At 62.4% G+C, this 17,739-nt stretch carries 18 protein-coding genes and 1 pseudogene; 5 read left to right on the top strand and 14 right to left on the bottom strand.

All coding sequences use genetic code 11. The features are described 5' to 3' along the window. Positions 1 to 23: 23 nt before the first annotated feature. The 4 genes from GV035_RS20315 to GV035_RS20330 all read right to left on the bottom strand — a co-directional run bounded on the left by GV035_RS20315 (position 24) and on the right by GV035_RS20330 (position 5,639). Positions 24 to 1,781 (bottom strand): cation:proton antiporter, encoded by a 1,758-nt coding sequence (locus GV035_RS20315; protein ID WP_159836760.1) that lies wholly within the window; start codon positions 1,779 to 1,781, stop codon positions 24 to 26. A 124-nt stretch (positions 1,782 to 1,905) separates the two neighbouring features. Beyond that, positions 1,906 to 2,244 (bottom strand): P-II family nitrogen regulator, encoded by a 339-nt coding sequence (gene glnK / locus GV035_RS20320; RefSeq protein WP_008342452.1) that lies wholly within the window; start codon positions 2,242 to 2,244, stop codon positions 1,906 to 1,908. Between the two features lie 128 nt (positions 2,245 to 2,372). Next, positions 2,373 to 4,427: an NAD(+) synthase gene (locus tag GV035_RS20325; RefSeq protein ID WP_159836761.1), complete on the bottom strand. Its 2,055-nt coding sequence runs from the start codon at positions 4,425 to 4,427 to the stop codon at positions 2,373 to 2,375. Positions 4,428 to 4,496: 69 nt separating this feature from the next. Beyond that, positions 4,497 to 5,639 carry a GNAT family N-acetyltransferase gene (locus GV035_RS20330; protein WP_159836762.1) on the bottom strand — a complete coding sequence of 381 codons (1,143 nt, stop codon included), beginning with the start codon at positions 5,637 to 5,639 and terminating at the stop codon, positions 4,497 to 4,499. A gap of 139 nt (positions 5,640 to 5,778) precedes the next feature. Between GV035_RS20330 and GV035_RS20335 the strand changes: the two genes are divergently transcribed. Continuing rightward, positions 5,779 to 6,063: a GIY-YIG nuclease family protein gene (locus tag GV035_RS20335; protein WP_159838097.1), complete on the top strand. Its 285-nt coding sequence runs from the start codon at positions 5,779 to 5,781 to the stop codon at positions 6,061 to 6,063. 87 nt (positions 6,064 to 6,150) lie between these two features. On the opposite strand, the gene ppa is transcribed toward GV035_RS20335, so the two are convergent. Then, positions 6,151 to 6,678, bottom strand: a complete 528-nt coding sequence (gene ppa / locus GV035_RS20340) for an inorganic diphosphatase (protein WP_159836763.1) — start codon at positions 6,676 to 6,678, stop codon at positions 6,151 to 6,153. Between the two features lie 188 nt (positions 6,679 to 6,866). Between ppa and GV035_RS20345 the strand changes: the two genes are divergently transcribed. Together GV035_RS20345 and GV035_RS20350 are read left to right on the top strand one after the other, a co-directional pair. Then, complete coding sequence (locus tag GV035_RS20345; protein WP_159838099.1) at positions 6,867 to 8,306, top strand: aldehyde dehydrogenase family protein; 1,440 nt, start codon at positions 6,867 to 6,869, stop codon at positions 8,304 to 8,306. Positions 8,307 to 8,317: 11 nt separating this feature from the next. Continuing rightward, positions 8,318 to 9,094, top strand: coding sequence for an SDR family oxidoreductase (locus GV035_RS20350; protein ID WP_159836764.1), 777 nt, complete (start codon positions 8,318 to 8,320; stop codon positions 9,092 to 9,094). Positions 9,095 to 9,234: 140 nt separating this feature from the next. Here the strand turns inward: GV035_RS20350 and GV035_RS20355 are convergent, their stop codons facing one another. The 9 genes and pseudogenes from GV035_RS20355 to GV035_RS20390 form a co-directional block, all read right to left on the bottom strand. Beyond that, positions 9,235 to 9,492, bottom strand: a complete 258-nt coding sequence (locus GV035_RS20355) for a PAAR domain-containing protein (protein ID WP_159836765.1) — start codon at positions 9,490 to 9,492, stop codon at positions 9,235 to 9,237. Positions 9,493 to 9,579: 87 nt separating this feature from the next. Beyond that, positions 9,580 to 9,746, bottom strand: a pseudogene (locus GV035_RS29950) (integrase core domain-containing protein); the annotation flags it as partial. Positions 9,747 to 9,918: 172 nt separating this feature from the next. Then, positions 9,919 to 10,170: a PAAR domain-containing protein gene (locus GV035_RS20360; RefSeq protein ID WP_159836766.1), complete on the bottom strand. Its 252-nt coding sequence runs from the start codon at positions 10,168 to 10,170 to the stop codon at positions 9,919 to 9,921. Positions 10,171 to 10,316: 146 nt separating this feature from the next. Next, entirely contained in the window at positions 10,317 to 10,688 is a 372-nt protein-coding gene (locus GV035_RS20365) for an ankyrin repeat domain-containing protein (protein ID WP_159836767.1), read from the bottom strand. Positions 10,689 to 11,154: 466 nt separating this feature from the next. Further along, positions 11,155 to 11,670 (bottom strand): contractile injection system protein, VgrG/Pvc8 family, encoded by a 516-nt coding sequence (locus GV035_RS20370; RefSeq protein ID WP_159836768.1) that lies wholly within the window; start codon positions 11,668 to 11,670, stop codon positions 11,155 to 11,157. A gap of 50 nt (positions 11,671 to 11,720) precedes the next feature. After that, a complete protein-coding gene (gene tssG / locus GV035_RS20375; protein ID WP_159836769.1) occupies positions 11,721 to 12,815 on the bottom strand; it encodes a type VI secretion system baseplate subunit TssG in 1,095 nt (364 codons plus the stop codon). After that, on the bottom strand, positions 12,815 to 13,063 hold the full coding sequence (locus tag GV035_RS29750; RefSeq protein WP_159836770.1) for a type VI secretion system baseplate subunit TssF: 249 nt from the start codon (positions 13,061 to 13,063) through the stop codon (positions 12,815 to 12,817). Before GV035_RS29750 ends, tssG begins: the two co-directional genes overlap by 1 nt. A 259-nt stretch (positions 13,064 to 13,322) precedes the next feature. Then, positions 13,323 to 13,814, bottom strand: coding sequence for a hypothetical protein (locus GV035_RS20385; protein WP_159836771.1), 492 nt, complete (start codon positions 13,812 to 13,814; stop codon positions 13,323 to 13,325). Positions 13,815 to 13,816: 2 nt separating this feature from the next. Then, positions 13,817 to 14,233: a hypothetical protein gene (locus tag GV035_RS20390; protein WP_159836772.1), complete on the bottom strand. Its 417-nt coding sequence runs from the start codon at positions 14,231 to 14,233 to the stop codon at positions 13,817 to 13,819. A 501-nt stretch (positions 14,234 to 14,734) separates the two neighbouring features. On the opposite strand from GV035_RS20390, the gene urtA reads away from it, so the two are divergent. Further along, positions 14,735 to 16,042: an urea ABC transporter substrate-binding protein gene (gene urtA / locus GV035_RS20395; protein ID WP_159836773.1), complete on the top strand. Its 1,308-nt coding sequence runs from the start codon at positions 14,735 to 14,737 to the stop codon at positions 16,040 to 16,042. A gap of 78 nt (positions 16,043 to 16,120) precedes the next feature. Next, positions 16,121 to 17,737 (top strand): urea ABC transporter permease subunit UrtB, encoded by a 1,617-nt coding sequence (gene urtB / locus GV035_RS20400; protein ID WP_159836774.1) that lies wholly within the window; start codon positions 16,121 to 16,123, stop codon positions 17,735 to 17,737. Positions 17,738 to 17,739: the final 2 nt, after the last annotated feature.

Genomic DNA, 17,739 nt, shown 5'->3' on the forward strand with positions numbered 1-17,739 from the left:
TTATCGAGAGCGATGTCACGCGCTCAGTGATCGCGCGTCTCCTGCAGCGTTTCGCGCAACGCGATCTGTAGTATCGCGTGAATTTTCACGCACCAGCGCCATAGCACGGTGAGCAGCAGCGCCGCGCACAGCAGCACGGCCACGAGCAGGCCGAACGGCGGAAGAATGCCGCCCGAGAGCGCGGCGACGAGCAGAAAGACGCCGAACATCGCGACGATCGGAATCAGGCCCGAGATGGCCGAGCGGATGGCGCGCGTGAAGCGCCCGGCCTTTGCCGGTTGCACGCTCACTTCCGCGAGCAGCAGCGCGAGCGATTCGAGCTTGCGATATACCGCCACCAGAAACGGCAGCGCGATGACGAGCGCCGCGCTCCACAGCACGACGCGCTGCGCGTTGTCCGTTTCGAGCCAGCGCGCGAGGTAGCCCGACGCAAACGGCGCGGCATACGACGCGCCCAGAAAAATCGCCGCGACGAGCGCGAGATTCACGGCGATCTGGAGCACGATGCGCCTCGTCATCGCGAAGAGCGTCGCGCCTTCGGATGCGGGCGTGAGGCTCGCAAGCCATTGCGAATACAGGCCGAACGTGTGCGCGAGCGGCGCGGGCATCGCGCGCGCGAGGCGCATCGTGAGCGGATCGGCGGCGCGCATCAGATACGGCGTGAGGAGCGTCGTGAGCGCGGACACGGCCACCGCGATCGGATAGAGAAAGCCGCTCGTCACTTTCAGCGACAGCCCGAGCGACGCGATGATGAACGAGAACTCGCCGATCTGCGCGACGCTCATGCCCACGCGCATGGCCGCGCGTCCGTCCTTGCCCGCGAGAAAGCTGCCGAGTCCGCACGACACGATCTTTCCGAGCACCACCGCCACCGTGATGACGGCGATCGGCCACGCGTAATCGACGAGCACCGCCGGATTCAGCAAGAGCCCGATGGTCACGAAGAAGATGGCGGAGAACATGTCGCGCACCGGCGCGATCAGATGTTCGATGCGCGCGAGATGCTTCGATTCGGCCATGATCGCGCCGATCAGGAACGCGCCGAGCGCGATCGAATAATCGAGCTTGACGACGAGCAGGCAAAAGCCGAAGCAGAAGCCCAGCACCGTGACGAGCAGCATTTCGTCGCTCTTCGAGCGCGCCACGTAGTCGAGCGCGCGTGGCACGGTCACGATGCCGACCACGAGCGAAACCGTCATGAAAAGCAGCAGCTTGCCGAGCGTCACGGCCGCCATGCCCGCGCTGACCGACCCCGTCTGCGCGATGCCGGACAGCAGCACGAGCATCGCGATGGCGAGAATGTCCTCGACGATCAGAATGCCGAACACGAGCTGCGCGAAGCCCTCGCCTTTCAGGCCGAGTTCGGAGAGCGCCTTCACGATGATCGTGGTCGACGAAATGGCGAGCATCGCGCCGAGAAAGAGCGAGTCCATCGCGCTCCAGCCGAACCAGCGGCCGATCTCGTAGCCGATCCAGATCATCAGCACGATCTCGGACAGCGCCGCGACGAACGCCGTCGCGCCCACGCGAAAGAGCTTGCGCAGGCTGAATTCGAGCCCGAGCGAAAACATCAGGAACACGACGCCCAGCTCGCCGAGCGTCTGAATGGTGGCTTCGTCGTTGATCAGCTGGAACGGCGGCGTGTACGGGCCGATGATGACGCCCGCCACGATGTAACCCAGCACGACCGGCTGCCGCAGGCGATGAAACAGCACCGTCACGACGCCCGCGATGGCCATGAGCACGGCGAGATCCTGAATGAAGCCGATCGCGTGGTGCATCGACTGATCCTTACAAACATATTATAGGCAGCCGATGTTACAGCAGGAGATGTGCGGAAGGCGAAAAGAAACGCCCGCTACGGTGAGCGGGCGTGGAATGCGATAAACGTGGAGGATCAGACGATCAGACCGCCGCTTCGTTCTCCTCGCCGGTGCGGATACGGATCACGCGCTCGACATCCGCGACGAAAATCTTGCCGTCGCCAATCTTGCCGGTGCGCGCCGCACCGATGATCGCGTCGATGACCTGATCGGTCTGATCGTTCGCGACCACGACTTCGATTTTTACCTTCGGCAGAAAGTCCACCACGTATTCCGCACCACGATAGAGCTCGGTGTGCCCTTTCTGGCGTCCGAAGCCCTTCACTTCCGTGACCGTCAAGCCCGTCAGACCGACCTCGGCCAGTGCCTCGCGAACTTCGTCCAGCTTGAACGGTTTGATGATGGCGGTGATGCGTTTCATGGCGTGCCTCGTTTCGGAAAACAGACGGTTCAGGGAAAGGGTCGTCGCTCGCGCGACCGATGCCTTCGATTCTAGCTGCCTTTCATCGAGTTATCGGCCCGCCTGAACGCGATAACCGCGTCTTGCACTCACTCCGTCTCCGGAATCCGCTCAAGGTCCTTGAGCCAGACCGTTGCCTGCGAATCGCTCGGCGCGCGCCAGTCGCCGCGCGGCGAAAGCGAGCCGCCCGATCCCACTTTCGGTGCATTCGGTATGCACGAACGCTTGAACTGGCTCGTGCGGAAAAAGCGGTCGAGAAAGATGCGCAGATTCGTGCGGATATCCGCGAGCCCGTACTGATTGCGCGCGACGTTGGGACCTTCCGGCCACGCGCCCGCCTCGCGGTCGCGCCATGCCGTGAACGCCAGGAACGCGACTTTCGATGGCGCGAAGCCGAAGCGAACCGTGTAGTACATATTGAAGTCCTGCAACTCGTACGGCCCGATCACGCTCTCGGTCTTCTGTTCGAGCGCGCCGCTCGCCTTGCCGGGAATGAGCTCGGGGCTGATATCGGTAGCGAGCACGTTCTCGAGCACGTCGCTGCCCGCATCGCCGATCTGCCCCGACTCCGCGACCCACCGCACCAGATGCGTGATGAGCGTCTTCGGCACGCTCGCGTTGACGTTGTAGTGCGACATGTGATCGCCGACGCCATACGTGCACCATCCGAGCGCAAGCTCGCTCAGATCGCCCGTTCCGACGACGATCGCGTTGTGAAAGTTCGCGAGCCTGAAAAGATGACTCGTGCGCTCGCCGGCCTGCACGTTCTCATACGTGATGTCGTATTGCTGATTGTCTTCGCTGTGCGGATGGCCGATATCCGCGAGCATCTGCGTGCAGCTCGGACGAATGTCGATTTCTTCCGCCGTGCAGCCGATCACCTCCATCAACTCGCGCGCCTGCCTGAGCGTGCGCTCGCTCGTCGCAAAGCCGGGCATCGTGTAGGCGAGGATGTTGGAGCGCGGCAGGCCGAGGCGGTCCATCGCTTTTGCGCACACGAGCAGGGCATGCGTCGAGTCGAGGCCGCCGGACACGCCGATCACGACCTTCGAAATGCCCGACGAGCGCAGCCGTTGCAGCAGCGCCTGCACCTGAATGTTGTAGACCTCGTTGCATCGCGCGTCGCGGCGGGCGGCGTCGGCGGGAACGTAGGGGAAACGCTGCACGCGACGTTCAAGCGGCAAGGCGCGTTCCACGGGCGCGGGCAATTCAAATTCGACGACGCGGAACATCGCGACTTCGTCGGCGTGCCGCTGTGTCGATCGCCCGAAGGTGGTCTGCCGCATGCGTTCGCGCGAGAGCCGCTCCAGATCGACATCGGCGAAGATGATGTGCGACTCGCCGGAGAATCGCTCCGATTCCGCGAGCATCTCGCCGTTTTCGTAGATCAGGCCCTGGCCGTCCCACGCGAGATCCGTGGTCGATTCGCCCTCGCCCGCCGATGTGTACAGGTACGCGGCGATGCATCGCGCGGACTGCTGCCCGACGAGCTGATGCCGATACGCCGACTTGCCCACGACAATATTCGACGCCGACAGGTTGACGAGCACCGTCGCGCCCGCGAGCGCGGCGAACGACGACGGCGGAATCGGCACCCACACGTCCTCGCAAATCTCGACGTGAAAGCGAAAGAGCGGCAGGTTCCTGATCTGAAAGAGCAGCGACGCGCCGAACGGCGCTTGCTGCCCGCACAGCGTGACAGCGTGCGTGGTCGCGGCATCGGCGGGGCTGAACTGCCGCGCTTCGTAGAACTCGCCGTAGTTCGGCAAATAGCTCTTCGGCACGACGCCGCGAATGACGCCATCCGCGATCACGACCGCGCAATTGAAGAGCTTGTGCTCGACGCGCAGCGGCAGGCCGACGATCATCGCGATCTGAAGCGTCTTCGAGGCATCGACGATGCTTTGCAGCGCGTCTTCGCAGGCATCGAGCAAGGCGCGTTGATGGAACAGATCGTCGCAGCTATACGCGGACAGCCCCAATTCGGGGAACGCGACGAGCACCGCGCCGCGCGCCGCCGCCTGCTGCGCGAGTTCGATGGTTCCGGCCGCGTTGAAGGCGGGATCGGCGACCTTGCAGTTCGGGATGGCGACCGCGACGCGCGCGAAATCGTGGCTGTACAAATTGAAGAAGTTCTTGCTCATGGTCGTCGTTACCTTCGGCGCGTGGGAGCTTGCTTGAACGTGGGAAGAGCCGCAACGATTATCGCAGTTCTAGCCCTTTTTTCTGAAGGGCGTGTGCGCTTCGAGCTCTTCGATATGCTGATCCATCGCTTCGGTTTCTGCTTCGAGGAACTCGGCGATGGCCTCTCTGAACCGCTCGTCCGCGATCCAGTGCGCGGACCATGTCGGCGTCGGCAGCAGCCCGCGCGACATCTTGTGCACGCCCTGCGCGCCGCCTTCGAAGCGCGCGAGCCGGTGTTCGATGCAATACGCGATGCCCTGCATGTAGCACGTCTCGAAGTGCAGCCCCGAGACGAACTCGCGCGTGCCCCAATAGCGGCCATACATCACGTCGTCGCCGATCATGTTGAGCGCGCACGCGAGCCGCTCGCCGTCCGCTTCCGCGATCACGAGCAGCATGCTGTCGGGTGCATCCGCATGGATTCGGCCGAAGAATTCGCGCGACAGATACGGCGCGTTCCAGTGCTCGCGGTAGGTGTTCTCGTAGCAGTCGTAGAAGAAGTCGAGCGCGCGCGCGTCGATTTGCGCGCCGCGCAGCCAGGTGTACGTGACGCCCGCTTCCATCACGCGACGGCGGTCCTGCTTCACCTTCTTGCGCTTGTCGTGACTCATGGTCGCGAGGAACGCGTCGAAGCTCGGATAGCCGTCGCCGGGCAAATTCTCCCAGTGGAACTGCACGCCCTCGCGCAGCATGTAGCCGGCGTCCGTGAGCGCCTCGACGTCCTGCGCATGCGGAAACAGCACGTGCAGCGACGAGATGTCGAGCCGGCGCGTCAGCTCAATCGCGCCGCGCGCCAGCAGCACGCGGTCCTCGTGCTCGGCGGCGATGAGCCGCGGCCCGGTCACGGGCGAAAACGGCACCGCCGAAAGCGCCTTCGGGTAATAGCGCAGGCCGTGGCGCTCGAAGGCGTCGGCCCAGGCGTGGTCGAACACATATTCGCCGCGCGAATGCGACTTCAGATAAAGCGGCATGGCGCCCGCGAACTGCCCGCCGCGCTTGAGAATCAGGTGATGCGCGCGCCAGCCGGTGCGCTTGACCGCGCATTGCGTCTCTTGCAGCGCGGACAGAAAGCCGTGCCGCACGAACGGATTGTCGCCGGCGAGCCGGTTCCAGTCGTCGGCCGGAATGTCGTCCAGCGTGTCGACCACATGAATTTCGATCTCGCGATTCAAACAGGCACCCTCGCTGAATTGACCGATGGGCGCTTCAGCGCCCCGAAAGCGGCTATTCTCGCGCAAGTCGAGCGAAGGCGTCGGAGCGGCGGCATCGGCGATAATGCGCGGCACACAACCTGCGAGCCCGAAGAACGCAATCCCGTGGTTTCTCTATCTGATCGAATGCGACGACGGCAGTCTCTACACCGGCATCGCGACGGATGTCGAAGCGCGCTTCACCGCGCACGCGAGCGGCAAGGGCGCGCGCTATACGCGGGCGAGAAAGCCGCTGCGCGTGATGGCGTCGTTCGAGCTGGCGGGAAGATCGGAGGCGTCGCGCGCCGAGTACTGGGTCAAGCGGCTGACGGTGCAGCAAAAACGCGCGTTGATCGCGGGTGAGCGCACCTTGGAATCCGTGCTGCCGTGCGCGGAAAATGGCTGACGCGGTTGCGATCACGCACTAAAACGAAAACGCCGCGCGCCCGGCGAACGGACGGCGGCGTCTGATGACAACGCGGAAAAAACGCGCTTACTTCTTGAAGTTCGCGATGCCTTCCGTGATTTCCTTGTGCGCGGCGTCGATGCCCGCCCAGCCTTCGACCTTCACCCACTTGCCCTTCTCCAGCGCCTTGTACTGCTCGAAGAAGTGCTTGATCTGATCCTTCAGGAATTCGGGCACGTCGTCCACGGACTTGAGGTTCGCCGTCATCGGGCAGACCTTGTCGTGCGGCACGGCGATCAATTTGGCGTCCACGCCCGATTCGTCGGTCATCTGCAACATGCCGAGCGCACGCGCGCGCACCACCGAACCCGCGAGCAGCGGATACGGCGTGATGACGAGCACGTCGACCGGATCGCCGTCGCCCGACAGCGTCTGCGGAATGAAGCCGTAGTTGGCCGGATAGCGCATGCCGGTGCCGATGAAACGATCGACGACGAGCAGGCCCATGTCCTTGTCCGCTTCGTATTTGACCGGATCGCTCTGCGCGGGAATTTCGATGATGACGTTGAAATCCTGCGGGAGATCACGGCCGGGAGGTACGTTATTGAAGCTCATGAGCACTCTCTGGAGAAGTTGAGTTCGGAAACCGGGAAATAGATGCGGCGCGTTCGGGCGCGTCACGGATGGAACGCGGGCGCTGCGAGGTGAGACACTGAGGCATTATAGCCAAAGGCGCCCCGCGGCCCGGGTGCGTGGCGATCGACTCGGGCACAGTGAGCGAACGAACCGACAAGGAGACGCGCATGGAGGAAGCGAAGCATTTCATCGGCAATCGATGGATCGCCGCATCGGGCGGCGAGACGATTCCGGTGGTCGATCCATCGGACGGGCAAGTGTTCGCGGAGCTCGCCCGCGGCACGAGCGCGGACATCGACCGCGCCGTGAGCGCGGCGCGCGCCGCGTACGACGGCGTCTGGGGCGCGACGAGCGCAGCGGAACGCGGCCGCATTCTCGCACGGCTCTCGATGCTCGTCGCCGCGTGCCACGAGGAGATTGCGCAGATCGAGGCGCGCGACACCGGCAAGCCGCTCAAGCAGGCGCGCGCCGATGCAACCGGCATCGCGCGCTATTTCGAGTTCTACGCGGGCGCCGCCGACAAGCTGCACGGCGAAACGCTGCCCTATCAGTCCGGCTTCACCGTGCTGACGATTCGCGAGCCGCACGGCGTGACCGGTCATATCGTGCCGTGGAACTATCCGCTGCAGATTTTTGGGCGCAGCGTCGGCGCGGCGCTTGCCACCGGCAACGCGTGCGTCGTGAAGCCGGCGGAGGACGCGTGCCTGTCGCTCTTGCGCGTCGCCGAACTGGCTGCCGAAGCGGGCCTGCCGGACGGCGCGCTCAATATCGTCACCGGCTACGGGCACGAAGCGGGCGCGGCGCTCGCGCGTCATCCGGGCATCGATCATATTTCGTTCACGGGTTCGCCTGCGACGGGCGCGGCCGTCACGAAGATGGCCGCCGACAACCACGTTCCCGTCACGCTGGAACTGGGCGGCAAGTCGCCGCAAATCGTGTTCGCCGATGCCGACTTCGACGCCGCCCTGCCCGTGCTGGTCGCGGCCATCGTGCAGAACGCGGGACAGACTTGCTCGGCGGGCAGCCGCGTGCTGATCGAGCGCGCGGCTTACGAGCCGCTTATCGACCGGCTTTCGCAGGCGTTCGCGGCGCTCAGGGTCGGCCCGAGCACGCTCGATCTCGACTGCGGCCCGCTCATCAGCGCGAAGCAGCAGCAGCGCGTGTGGGACTTTCTCTCCGATGCGCAGCATGACGGCATCGCGATGGCCGCGCATGGCGAAGTGGTCGGCGAGGCGCCCGAAGCGGGCTTCTATCAGGCGCCGACGCTCTTGCGCGACGTGCCGCCGACGCATCGGCTCGCGCGCGAGGAAGTCTTCGGCCCTGTGCTCGCCGCGATGCCCTTCGAGGACGAAGCCGACGCGCTCCGGCTCGCGAACGGCACGGACTACGGCCTCGTCGCGGGCATCTGGACACGCGACGGCGCGCGGCAGATGCGTCTTGCGCGCCGCGTGCGCTCGGGGCAGGTGTTCATCAACAACTATGGCGCCGGCGGCGGTATTGAACTGCCGTTCGGCGGCGTCAAGCATTCGGGACACGGACGCGAGAAAGGCTTCGAGGCGCTGTATGGCTTCACGACGCTCAAGACTATTGCCATCAAACACGGATAACGGGAGACGACATGCGACTGCAAGGCAAAACGGTGATCGTGACGGGCGCGGGCTCGGGTTTCGGCGAAGGCATTGCGAAGACGTTCGCGCGTGAAGGGGCGAACGTCGTCGTCAACGATCTGAACGGCCCAGCGGCCGAGCGCGTGGCAAGCGAGATCGCGCTGGGGTCGTCTTCATCGGCGACGCATGGCCGCGCGATCGCCGTCACGGGCGACGTCACCAAGCGCGAGGATTGGCAGGCGCTCTTCGATGCGGCGATTCAGGACTTCGGCAGCGTGCAGGTGGTGGTGAACAACGCGGGCACGACGCACCGTAACAAGCCGGTGCTGGATGTCACCGAGGCCGAGTTCGACCGCGTCTATGCGGTGAATGTGAAGAGCATCTACTGGAGCGTCGAGCAGTTCGTGCCGTATTTTCGCGAGCAAGGCGGCGGCGCGTTCATCAACATTGCATCGACGGCGGGCGTGCGGCCGCGTCCGGGGCTTGTCTGGTATAACGGCAGCAAGGCGGCGGTGATCATCGCGAGCAAGGCGCTGGCGGTGGAACTCGGTCCGGACCGCATTCGCGTGAACTGCATCAATCCGGTGATGGGCGAAACGGGGCTGCTTTCCGAATTCATGGGGATGGAAGATACGCCCGCGAATCGCCAGAAGTTTCTCGCGACCATTCCGCTCGGGCGGCTGTCGACGCCGCAGGATATTGCGAACGCGGCGCTTTATCTCGCTTCTGGGGAGGCGGAGTTTATTACGGGGGTGGCGCTGGAGGTGGATGGGGGGAGGTGTGTTTGAGGGGGTGCGGGTGCGCGCTGGCGGCGTAAACAACGCCTCCAGTTCACTGCAACGGGGTACTCGGTCCGCGAGCGCCCTCCTAACGAGAGGGCGTCCGCGCGGTCAGTGCTTTTGGTTCCTGTGACTACGCCTCGGCAGGATCAGCCCACATCGACTCCATCATCGCCCTCGAGCAACACTCCTCCGTGATTCGTTGTATTGCGAACTCGCGCAACGGAACGATCACCGAATGAAGCGAACGACGAGCCGCTCACGATTACCGCGGCGCAACTGATGAGGTCGCCAACTCCCGCGGCCTGTCTTCCGTTGACCTCCAAACCCGTTGACGCTGTGATGACAACGCCTTCCCCGTGCTCTGGACAATGATGGTGATGTCCGAGCAGAACTACCTTTGGCATAACGGTTACCTTCTGTTCTACGAAGACTCTAGCGAGCCGACTTCTCACGGTAATCCCCCGGCTTCTAACGCGAGACAGAAGCAGAGACTATGCTGCGGCCGTGAGCCGCTGCTTCGGCGTCACGCCACCGAGGCCCATGCTGGGCGCTCGTGATTGTATTGCCACATCCATTCGGTCGCGAAGTGCTGCACATGTGCAAGGTCATCCCAGTAGTACTGCGACTGCCTCGCGCATCGTTGACCATGCGCGTGCTGCGACTGAGTTCGTCCGTATCGCCGCTCACGCCGCCGCTTTCATCGAATTGCGTCAGACACGTGCTGCCGTCCGGATACAGCACGCAATCCACCGCCCACAAACCGTTGTAGTGGTACTCGGTGATGCGAGCGAGGCCATCGAACTCCGTTGGGCGATCGATCATGCACTTGATTAGACTGTAGGACCGCCGTCCGTGACGACGAGCGTTGCCCCGCATGTCGTGCCGCTACCATGACGAGCAATTGGTCGGCCTTCGATAGTGCAGAGCCCGCCGTCAGTGATGATGCCAGGACCATGCAACGGGCAAGAGACTGAATCACCGACGCGGGCGGCGACGCGACCATTTACCGTGACAGAACTGGCTGACGTCACTAAGCCGGCGTGAGTGGTCGGCGTGCCGAGAGTTGCGATTGAATTTCCCATATTGACTCATTGACCGTACAGAGAGTTCGCATTCACCTATTCGATAATCAAGAACAGAGCTTCTTGATGGTTCATCCTCGGTCTCGTGGCGAATACATCCATCTTTGCAAGTGTTGATCAACACGCACCCCCGATGCTTTGACGATTCATGCCGTGGCTTTCTCCATTAATTCGACGATCTCAGTTAAGCCTCGGCGACGTGCCATCTCCAACGGAGTCTCATTGAATTCATTCTGTGGCAGGACAGCCGCACCCGATTTCAACAGAATTTTCGCGATCTTCGTATGTCCCTGCGCGACGGCTTCATGCAGAGGAGTATTTCCGAGTTCACCAATGCGGTTCACCTCGGCCCCTCCATCCAACAGCGCGACAACTTCATCCTCGATTCCTCGGATGCAGGCGATATGAAGCGGTGCGTTACCAAAGTTTCCAGTTTGATTGACGTCCGTCAATTCGATCTCAGCAAACTCAGGCAGGTCTTCGTTCATGTATCGATTTAATACATCTTCAGGCAGCATATTGGTTCTCCGTTGCGGCGGTCGGCGGTCGATGCTCTCCGGAACGTAGGTAGCTATAATTTCGCTGCTGCGACGCGGATGACACTCATCAACACCTGCGACCTAGGAAACATAGGACTGAGAGTCGCCGATGCCGGGCACGATGCCGAGTTTTCCTACAACTCGACAATCTCGATGCGCTTGAACATAAAACTCACCATCCCTTACAAGTTCTAACGCGAACTGCGAATGAGAAGTTGTAAGGTGTCCAGAGAGCGTTCGATAGTCGTTTCGTCAAATCCGGAATCGTTCAGCGAATTTATCCAAAACAGCCATTCTTGCACGACAGTGCATTCTTTGTTTGTGAGGAGCGTCCATCGATTCCGAAAAAAATCGTCCCACCACTCCGGATTTGGACTCCTATCTAACATTGAAATCACGCTGTGGACGACGATCAGACTAGGCGCGCGCTCTTCCATCGAACACTTTAGGACGCCCGGAAGGTAATAGCAAAACGCCATCGGAGATAACCAACATAATGCACCGTAATTTTTTTCCCATATGTCCCCGGTTGTCTCCTCCCATGAAAAATCCTGTAATTGGACTGCTGATCAGCCAGGTGAACCCACGGCCGCACAATCACCTGATAGCGGCTCTGCCCGTTGCGCTGCCCCATGAAGCGCGCTTCGGTCACGATGCCGCTGATCTCGCGCGTGCCCGCGCCGACGTTGCCCAGCCCGAGACTCGCCGTGCCCATGCCATCGAGCTGCACGGTGACGGTCAACTCCTGACCGACCATTTCGTTCAGATCGAAGTTGGCGGCCTCTTCGCTGAGCATCGGCAGATTGGCGGGCGTCAGAAAATCGAGCGTGTACGTATAAATCTTCGACAGATGCTCGTTGCCTTCGATGGCGACGAGGTGCAGCGCATCCTCGCCCGTGGGCAGCGTCGGCAACGCCGGGCCGCTCGCGGTGAGCGTGCGGTTGGTATCGAACTTGAACATTTCTTGTTGCTCTTATAAAACGCGGTTGATTCTTGGACTTCGTTATCGTTTCAGCAGCGATTCAGCAGCGATTCAGCACCGTTTGCGTCGCTTTGCCCCTGCCTCGCCCGGCGCCTCAACTGCGGCACATAGTCTTCGGGCTCGAAGCGCATCCCCGTGATCGGCGCGTTCGTCGCGGCCTGACCGAGCCAGGTCGACCAGCCAAGCTGCTCCGAGCCGCCCATGACAGCCGGCGCCGCGCTGTCCGCCTTAATTTGCAACTGCAACTCCCACCGATACTTCTGTCCGACGAACGCCCGCACCAGTTCGACCAGCCGCAGCAGGTCCGTGCCTTGAGGCGTGAAACGCAGGTACGCGTCCATGTCGATCGGTCCGATCACAATGCGAAAGCGGTTCTGGCGATCGGGCACCTGCTCGCCCAGCATGGCGTTCATCCCCAGCTTGCGGGTCTCGCCCAAGCGGCTGATGCGCGCCTCGGACAGCGCGATCCACTGGAACACGTACTCCTCGACATGCACCGGCACCTGGAAAAACTGCGCAATCGTGGCGCCAAGCCCGCCCGGGTCACGCGCCTCGCCCACCAGATGGGGTGAGGTGGCCAGACGCGCGTGCGACGGCAGCGGCCCCTGTTCGATTTCCTTGAGCTCGTGGCCCGTGGTGCTCGCGACATAGAACGAGAACCGCTCGTCACCGCGCCGATCCAGCCCCGCCGTGGATTGCGCATCGGCCCAGGCGCGATACAGCAACGTCAGCGAGCGATGCTGGAAGACATCGAGGAAGTTGACGAGCGTCGCGTCCGCGCGCTGCTCCTCACGCTCCCGGGCGATCTCGGTGACGTGAATCGGCAGCGGGCCGTTGGGCCCGAGCATCCCGAGCCCGAACAGGCGGATCTTGAGCTTGCCGTGAACGAGCGCGGCGCTCGCCACCTCGCGCGGCGCGAAGATCAGGCTCGGCTGCTGGCCGAGACGAAACGGCTCGGCGTGCGGGCGCTTCGCGGTGCCGATAGGGTCGAGCCGCGCATCGGCATCGATCCGGCGCAGAAGCGGCAGAAAACCGAAGCGCCAGGGCTCGGCCTGCAGACGCTCGAGGAGCGCAGGCGACAGCGCGACATCCTGCGCCCGCATCGCGAACGGCGAACGCTCCATCAGGCCACGCCTCGCGTGCCCATGCGCACCGGCCAGCGCGCGATCACGCCCCGCTGCACCGAGCGCAGTTCGGTCTGCGTGAACGAATGGCTCGAGACCTGACGCGCCAGATAATGGTCGAGGATCAGCCCGAAAAGGTACGGGCTCGCGCATGAAAAGGAGTTGCTGGTTGTACGCGTCGAGCAGCTTCGGGTCCATTGAGGGTCGGCGTGCGGCGTGAGCCGGATTGAATCGGCAGGTGTATGCATCCTAGCGAGTAAATTCGTCTCGAAAAGTGACTGAGATCAGGTTTTCTATTGCCATCCGGCAGACATGCGCATTAATCGGAATCTTCCTACCGGCCTGGTCGCGGGGCCCTTTTTCTGGATTGCCGAAGTGAGACGGCAGGCGCAAGCCAATTGAATTTGCAGTCGCTGCTGCGCCCGGGGCTGGCTGCGAATTGCCTTGCGTGGTGTCAAATTTCGGCATGCTGAGCCTGCCAACTGACCGCCGTTTTCTGCGATGCAATTAGCGTCGCCCGTGATAGGAGTCATCGAGCAGGCGTTCAACAGTCAACCGGAACACCGCCCCATCGAAAGAGTAGTAATACCTGCCGTGTTCCCTGCTTTCGTTGCGGCTTCCTTGAACGATCAGAAGACAACTGTCCGCGCGATACTGCAGCGGCTCCGTCACATCGAGCGGCCAGTCGGAAACGGAGAACGGCAGGGACGTCACACGCCCTGAGATTTTGTCGATGACCGCCGCCATCACACAACCCGACCCGCAACCCCATTCGGCCAACACGTAATGGCCGGCGAAGTTGACCGGGCCGTTGGTGGCATCGCGAAGAACACCGCGATACTTGCGCGCTCGCGCATCGGCAAACTTTAGGACCGGCCGTCTCGACGTCGACTGGACGGTGGCGGCGCAGTCCGCGAAGGCCGGAACGTCTTGCGCGCGCGTGATGCTCGATATCACCAAGAGTATGCAGGCGCACAGCAGTGAGGGCTTCCGGCGCATGTTCAATACCAGTGGTGACGTTTCCAAAAATCACGGGCGTTGGACGCCGTGTGATAACGCCCATAGATGTAGTGGATTCCGCCTTGGCATTCTTCGACGGCGTTCCCGAACGACGCTTCGCCGTGCGGGTTCAAACTGTACTGCGCGTGGAGCAATTGGAACAGTCCGCGGGCGGTCGAATCGCTGTTTTTCGCGCCAACTATGCCGGCCGATTCCTGCGCCAGGATCCAAAGCAGATCATCAAACTCAACGTCCGCGATATGTTCCTCGCGCATCGCGTCCCGGAGCGCCATTTGCACTTGCAACGGCACGACGCTGACCGGCTTTTCCTGCCAGCCGCGCTTTCCTGGTTTCTCCTGGCGATGTGCGTGTGAATGCTTCACGCCGTTTTCCCGGCGATGTGCGTGAGTTTCCGACATCGAATCGTCATCCTAACTTTTGTAATACGCCACCACAGCACGCTTCCACGGCGCCTCATGCACCCACGTTCGCTACTTTTTGTCGCTGATGCGAGTGGTCTGCGAGAGAAACTTTCACACCGCCGAAAGCATGTGCCGGGAGCGCCGACTCGATAGGCGCACCTGTTCTGCTCAAACGCAAACAATCCGACCGACGCAAACCCACGCCCGATCACACAATCGAACCGAGCCAAGAACACAGCGCAACAACAAGCCCCTTCGCACCGGAACAATGCAAGTCCCGTCCCGCGTGCACCAAACCCGATCGGTTCAGCGAGTCATCCCGTCTCTCACAAGCAACGCAAAACCCCGGCAGACCCGCGCCACCCGTGATTACGACCCTCATTGGCATACACCTTGCAATTCATTCCCCGCCGGTCAGTCGTCAACCACGTCAAACGACCCGCCTCATCTCTGCTCCCGAAGGAGCGACACAAACATATCGGCAAGGGGAACACATCAATGAAACGACGCAGTCTGCTGAAGTTCGGTTCCATGTCGGGCGCGCTCGCCCTCGCGGGACAGCTTCCCATCTCCAGGGCCCGAGCCGCCGATACCGGTCCGATCAAGGTCGGCGTGCTGCACTCGCTGTCCGGCACGATGGCGATCTCCGAGACATCGCTGAAGGACACCGCGCTCATGACCATCGCCGATATCAACAAGAACGGTGGCGTGATGGGGCGGCAGATCGAGGCGGTCGTCGTCGATCCCGCTTCGAACTGGCCGCTCTTCGCCGAGAAAGCGCGTCAGCTTCTCACGCAGGACAAGGTCGCCTGCGTGTTCGGCTGCTGGACGTCTGTGTCGCGCAAGTCGGTGCTGCCCGTTTTCGAGGAACTCAACGGCCTGCTCTTCTATCCCGTGCAGTACGAAGGCGAAGAGATGTCGCGCAACGTGTTTTATACCGGCGCGGCGCCGAATCAGCAGGCCATTCCCGCAGTCGAATATCTGATGGGACCGGAAGGCGGTAGCGCGAAACGCTTCTTCCTGCTCGGCACCGACTACGTGTATCCGCGCACGACCAACAAGATCCTGCGCGCCTTTCTCCATTCGAAAGGGATCAAGGATGCCGATATTCAGGAGGTCTACACACCGTTCGGACATAGCGACTATCAGACCATCGTCGCGAACATCAAGAGCTTCGCGCAAGGGGGAAAGACCACGGTCGTCTCGACGATCAACGGGGATTCGAACGTTCCGTTCTACAAGGAGCTCGGCAATCAAGGGCTGAAAGCGACGGACGTGCCCGTGGTCGCGTTCTCGGTCGGCGAAGAAGAACTGCGCGGCATCGACACGAAGCCGCTCGTCGGCCATCTCGCCGCATGGAACTACTTCATGTCGGTCAAGAACCCGAAAAACAAGACCTTCGAAACGCAGTTCGCCGAATGGGTGAAGACGCAAAACCTGCCGGGCGGCGACAAGCGCGTGACAAACGATCCGATGGAAGCGACCTTCGTCGGAATTCACATGTGGAAGCAGGCCGTGGAGAAAGCGAAGAGCACGGACGTCGACAAAGTGCGTACCGCGATGATCGGCCAGAGCTTCGCCGCGCCTTCCGGCTTCACGCTCACGATGGATGGCAATCACCATCTGCATAAGCCGGTGATGATCGGCGAGATTCGCGGCGACGGGCAGTTCAACGTCGTGTGGAAGACGAAGACCGCGGTTCGCGCGCAGCCGTGGAGCCCGTATATCGCGGGCAATCAGGGCAAGCCGGATATCGTCACGTCGATTCCGTCCTTCCTGCGCCGCTCGCGCGTGCAGGTCGCCTGACGCGTCGATCGCATGAAGCAAGGCCGCGCGTGACGGAACGTTGCGTGCGGCCGTTCCGGTCTCACCACAAAGGCCCTTATGAACGGCTCCGTTGTGCTCCCCTTCTTGCGTGCGATGCTCGCGCTCGTCATCGCGCTCGCGCCGTTCTCAGCGCATGCGCTCACCGCCGATGACCTCGCGCCGCTCGCAGGCGATGACTTCGAAGCCAAGTCCGCCGCCATCGACAAGCTCATCGCCAACGCGGACGCGCCTTCCGTTGCAGTGCTCAACGCGCTCGCGGACGGTTCGCTCGTCGCCACCGATAACGGCCACGTCTATGTGCAGACCGACGACGGCAACAAGGACGCCATCACCGGCAAGATCGCCGATGCACCGGATGCGCAGGCGATCACGCTGAACAACCAGTTGCGCACCAAAGTGGCGGGCGCGCTATCGGGCCTTCAGCTTGCATCGCCCGACCTGACGAAGCGCCGTGAAGCAGTCACCGCATTGTTGAAGAGCCCGGACGCATCGATGAAACCGATGATCGATCGCGCCCGCGCCGCCGAGACGGACCCCGAATTGAAGAAGCGCCTCGACACACTCTGGGCGATGACCGCGCTGCATGACCCCGATGTCGACAAGCGCCTGGAAGCGGCGCGGCTGGTGGCGGCGCGGCACGATCTCGACATGTATGAACTGCTGCGCCCCATCGTCGCGAAGAAAGCCGATGGCAGTTTCAACGAGTCCGATGAACGCGTGCGCGCGGCGGCGCAAGCCGGTATCGAAGCACTCGATTCGATCCAGCGCCGCAGTGAAATCGCGGGCACGCTCTTCGCGGGCCTGTCGCTTGGCAGCGTGCTGTTGCTGGCTGCATTGGGACTGGCGATCACGTATGGGCTGATCGGCGTCATCAACATGGCGCACGGCGAATTCCTGATGATCGGCGCGTATGCCACGTATGTCGTGCAAAATCTCGTGCAGCATTACGCGCCCGCGGCGTTCAACTGGTATCCGCTCTTCGCGGTGCCGGCGTCGTTCGTGGCGGCGGCGCTCGTCGGCATCGTGCTGGAAAGGCTCGTGCTGAAGCATCTGTATGGGCGACCGCTCGAAACACTGCTCACGACGTTCGGCATCAGCCTCATTCTGATTCAGGCGACGCGCACCCTCTTCGGCGCGCAGAACGTGCAGGTCACGAACCCTTCATGGATGAGCGGCGGCGTGACGGTGATGCAGAACCTCATCCTGCCGTATAACCGCCTGACGATTCTCGCGTTCTCGCTCGCAGTCGTGCTGATTGCATGGGGCGTGTTGACGCGCACACGCCTCGGGCTCTTCGTGCGCGCGGTTACGCAGAATCGCCGCATGGCCGCGTGCGTGGGCGTCAAGACCGCACGCGTCGATTCGTATGCGTTCGCCTTCGGCGCGGGCATTGCAGGGCTTGGCGGATGCGCGCTGTCGCAGATCGGCAATGTGGGCCCGGACCTCGGGCAGAGCTACATCATCGATTCGTTCATGGCCGTGGTGCTCGGCGGCGTGGGCCAGCTCGCGGGCACGGTGATCGGCGGCTTCGGGCTCGGACTCGTCAATAAGGCGATCGAGCCGTTCTGGGGCGCGGTGCTCGCGAAGATCGCGGTGCTCGTGCTGATCGTGTTGTTCATCCAGAAGCGACCGCAGGGCATGTTCGCCCTGAAGGGCCGCAGCGCGGAGGCCTGATT

The organism is Burkholderia sp. 8Y, assembly GCF_902506145.1.
GTDB lineage: Bacteria > Pseudomonadota > Gammaproteobacteria > Burkholderiales > Burkholderiaceae > Caballeronia.

What these genes read in the sequence shown, in the direction of transcription:
- ppa (WP_159836763.1), bottom strand. Translation starts at nt 6,678, where the DNA reads ATGAGCTTCAATAACGTACCTCCCGGCCGTGATCTCCCGCAGGATTTC.
- GV035_RS20350 (WP_159836764.1), top strand. Translation starts at nt 8,318, where the DNA reads ATGCGACTGCAAGGCAAAACGGTGATCGTGACGGGCGCGGGCTCGGGT.
- GV035_RS20360 (WP_159836766.1), bottom strand. Translation starts at nt 10,170, where the DNA reads ATGGGAAATTCAATCGCAACTCTCGGCACGCCGACCACTCACGCCGGC.
- tssG (WP_159836769.1), bottom strand. Translation starts at nt 12,815, where the DNA reads ATGGAGCGTTCGCCGTTCGCGATGCGGGCGCAGGATGTCGCGCTGTCG.
- GV035_RS20385 (WP_159836771.1), bottom strand. Translation starts at nt 13,814, where the DNA reads ATGCGCCGGAAGCCCTCACTGCTGTGCGCCTGCATACTCTTGGTGATA.
- urtA (WP_159836773.1), top strand. Translation starts at nt 14,735, where the DNA reads ATGAAACGACGCAGTCTGCTGAAGTTCGGTTCCATGTCGGGCGCGCTC.
- GV035_RS29750 (WP_159836770.1), bottom strand. Translation starts at nt 13,063, where the DNA reads ATGCATACACCTGCCGATTCAATCCGGCTCACGCCGCACGCCGACCCT.
- GV035_RS20390 (WP_159836772.1), bottom strand. Translation starts at nt 14,233, where the DNA reads ATGTCGGAAACTCACGCACATCGCCGGGAAAACGGCGTGAAGCATTCA.
- GV035_RS20355 (WP_159836765.1), bottom strand. Translation starts at nt 9,492, where the DNA reads ATGCCAAAGGTAGTTCTGCTCGGACATCACCATCATTGTCCAGAGCAC.
- GV035_RS20370 (WP_159836768.1), bottom strand. Translation starts at nt 11,670, where the DNA reads ATGTTCAAGTTCGATACCAACCGCACGCTCACCGCGAGCGGCCCGGCG.
- GV035_RS20325 (WP_159836761.1), bottom strand. Translation starts at nt 4,427, where the DNA reads ATGAGCAAGAACTTCTTCAATTTGTACAGCCACGATTTCGCGCGCGTC.
- GV035_RS20365 (WP_159836767.1), bottom strand. Translation starts at nt 10,688, where the DNA reads ATGCTGCCTGAAGATGTATTAAATCGATACATGAACGAAGACCTGCCT.
- GV035_RS20345 (WP_159838099.1), top strand. Translation starts at nt 6,867, where the DNA reads ATGGAGGAAGCGAAGCATTTCATCGGCAATCGATGGATCGCCGCATCG.
- glnK (WP_008342452.1), bottom strand. Translation starts at nt 2,244, where the DNA reads ATGAAACGCATCACCGCCATCATCAAACCGTTCAAGCTGGACGAAGTT.
- urtB (WP_159836774.1), top strand. Translation starts at nt 16,121, where the DNA reads ATGAACGGCTCCGTTGTGCTCCCCTTCTTGCGTGCGATGCTCGCGCTC.
- GV035_RS20315 (WP_159836760.1), bottom strand. Translation starts at nt 1,781, where the DNA reads ATGCACCACGCGATCGGCTTCATTCAGGATCTCGCCGTGCTCATGGCC.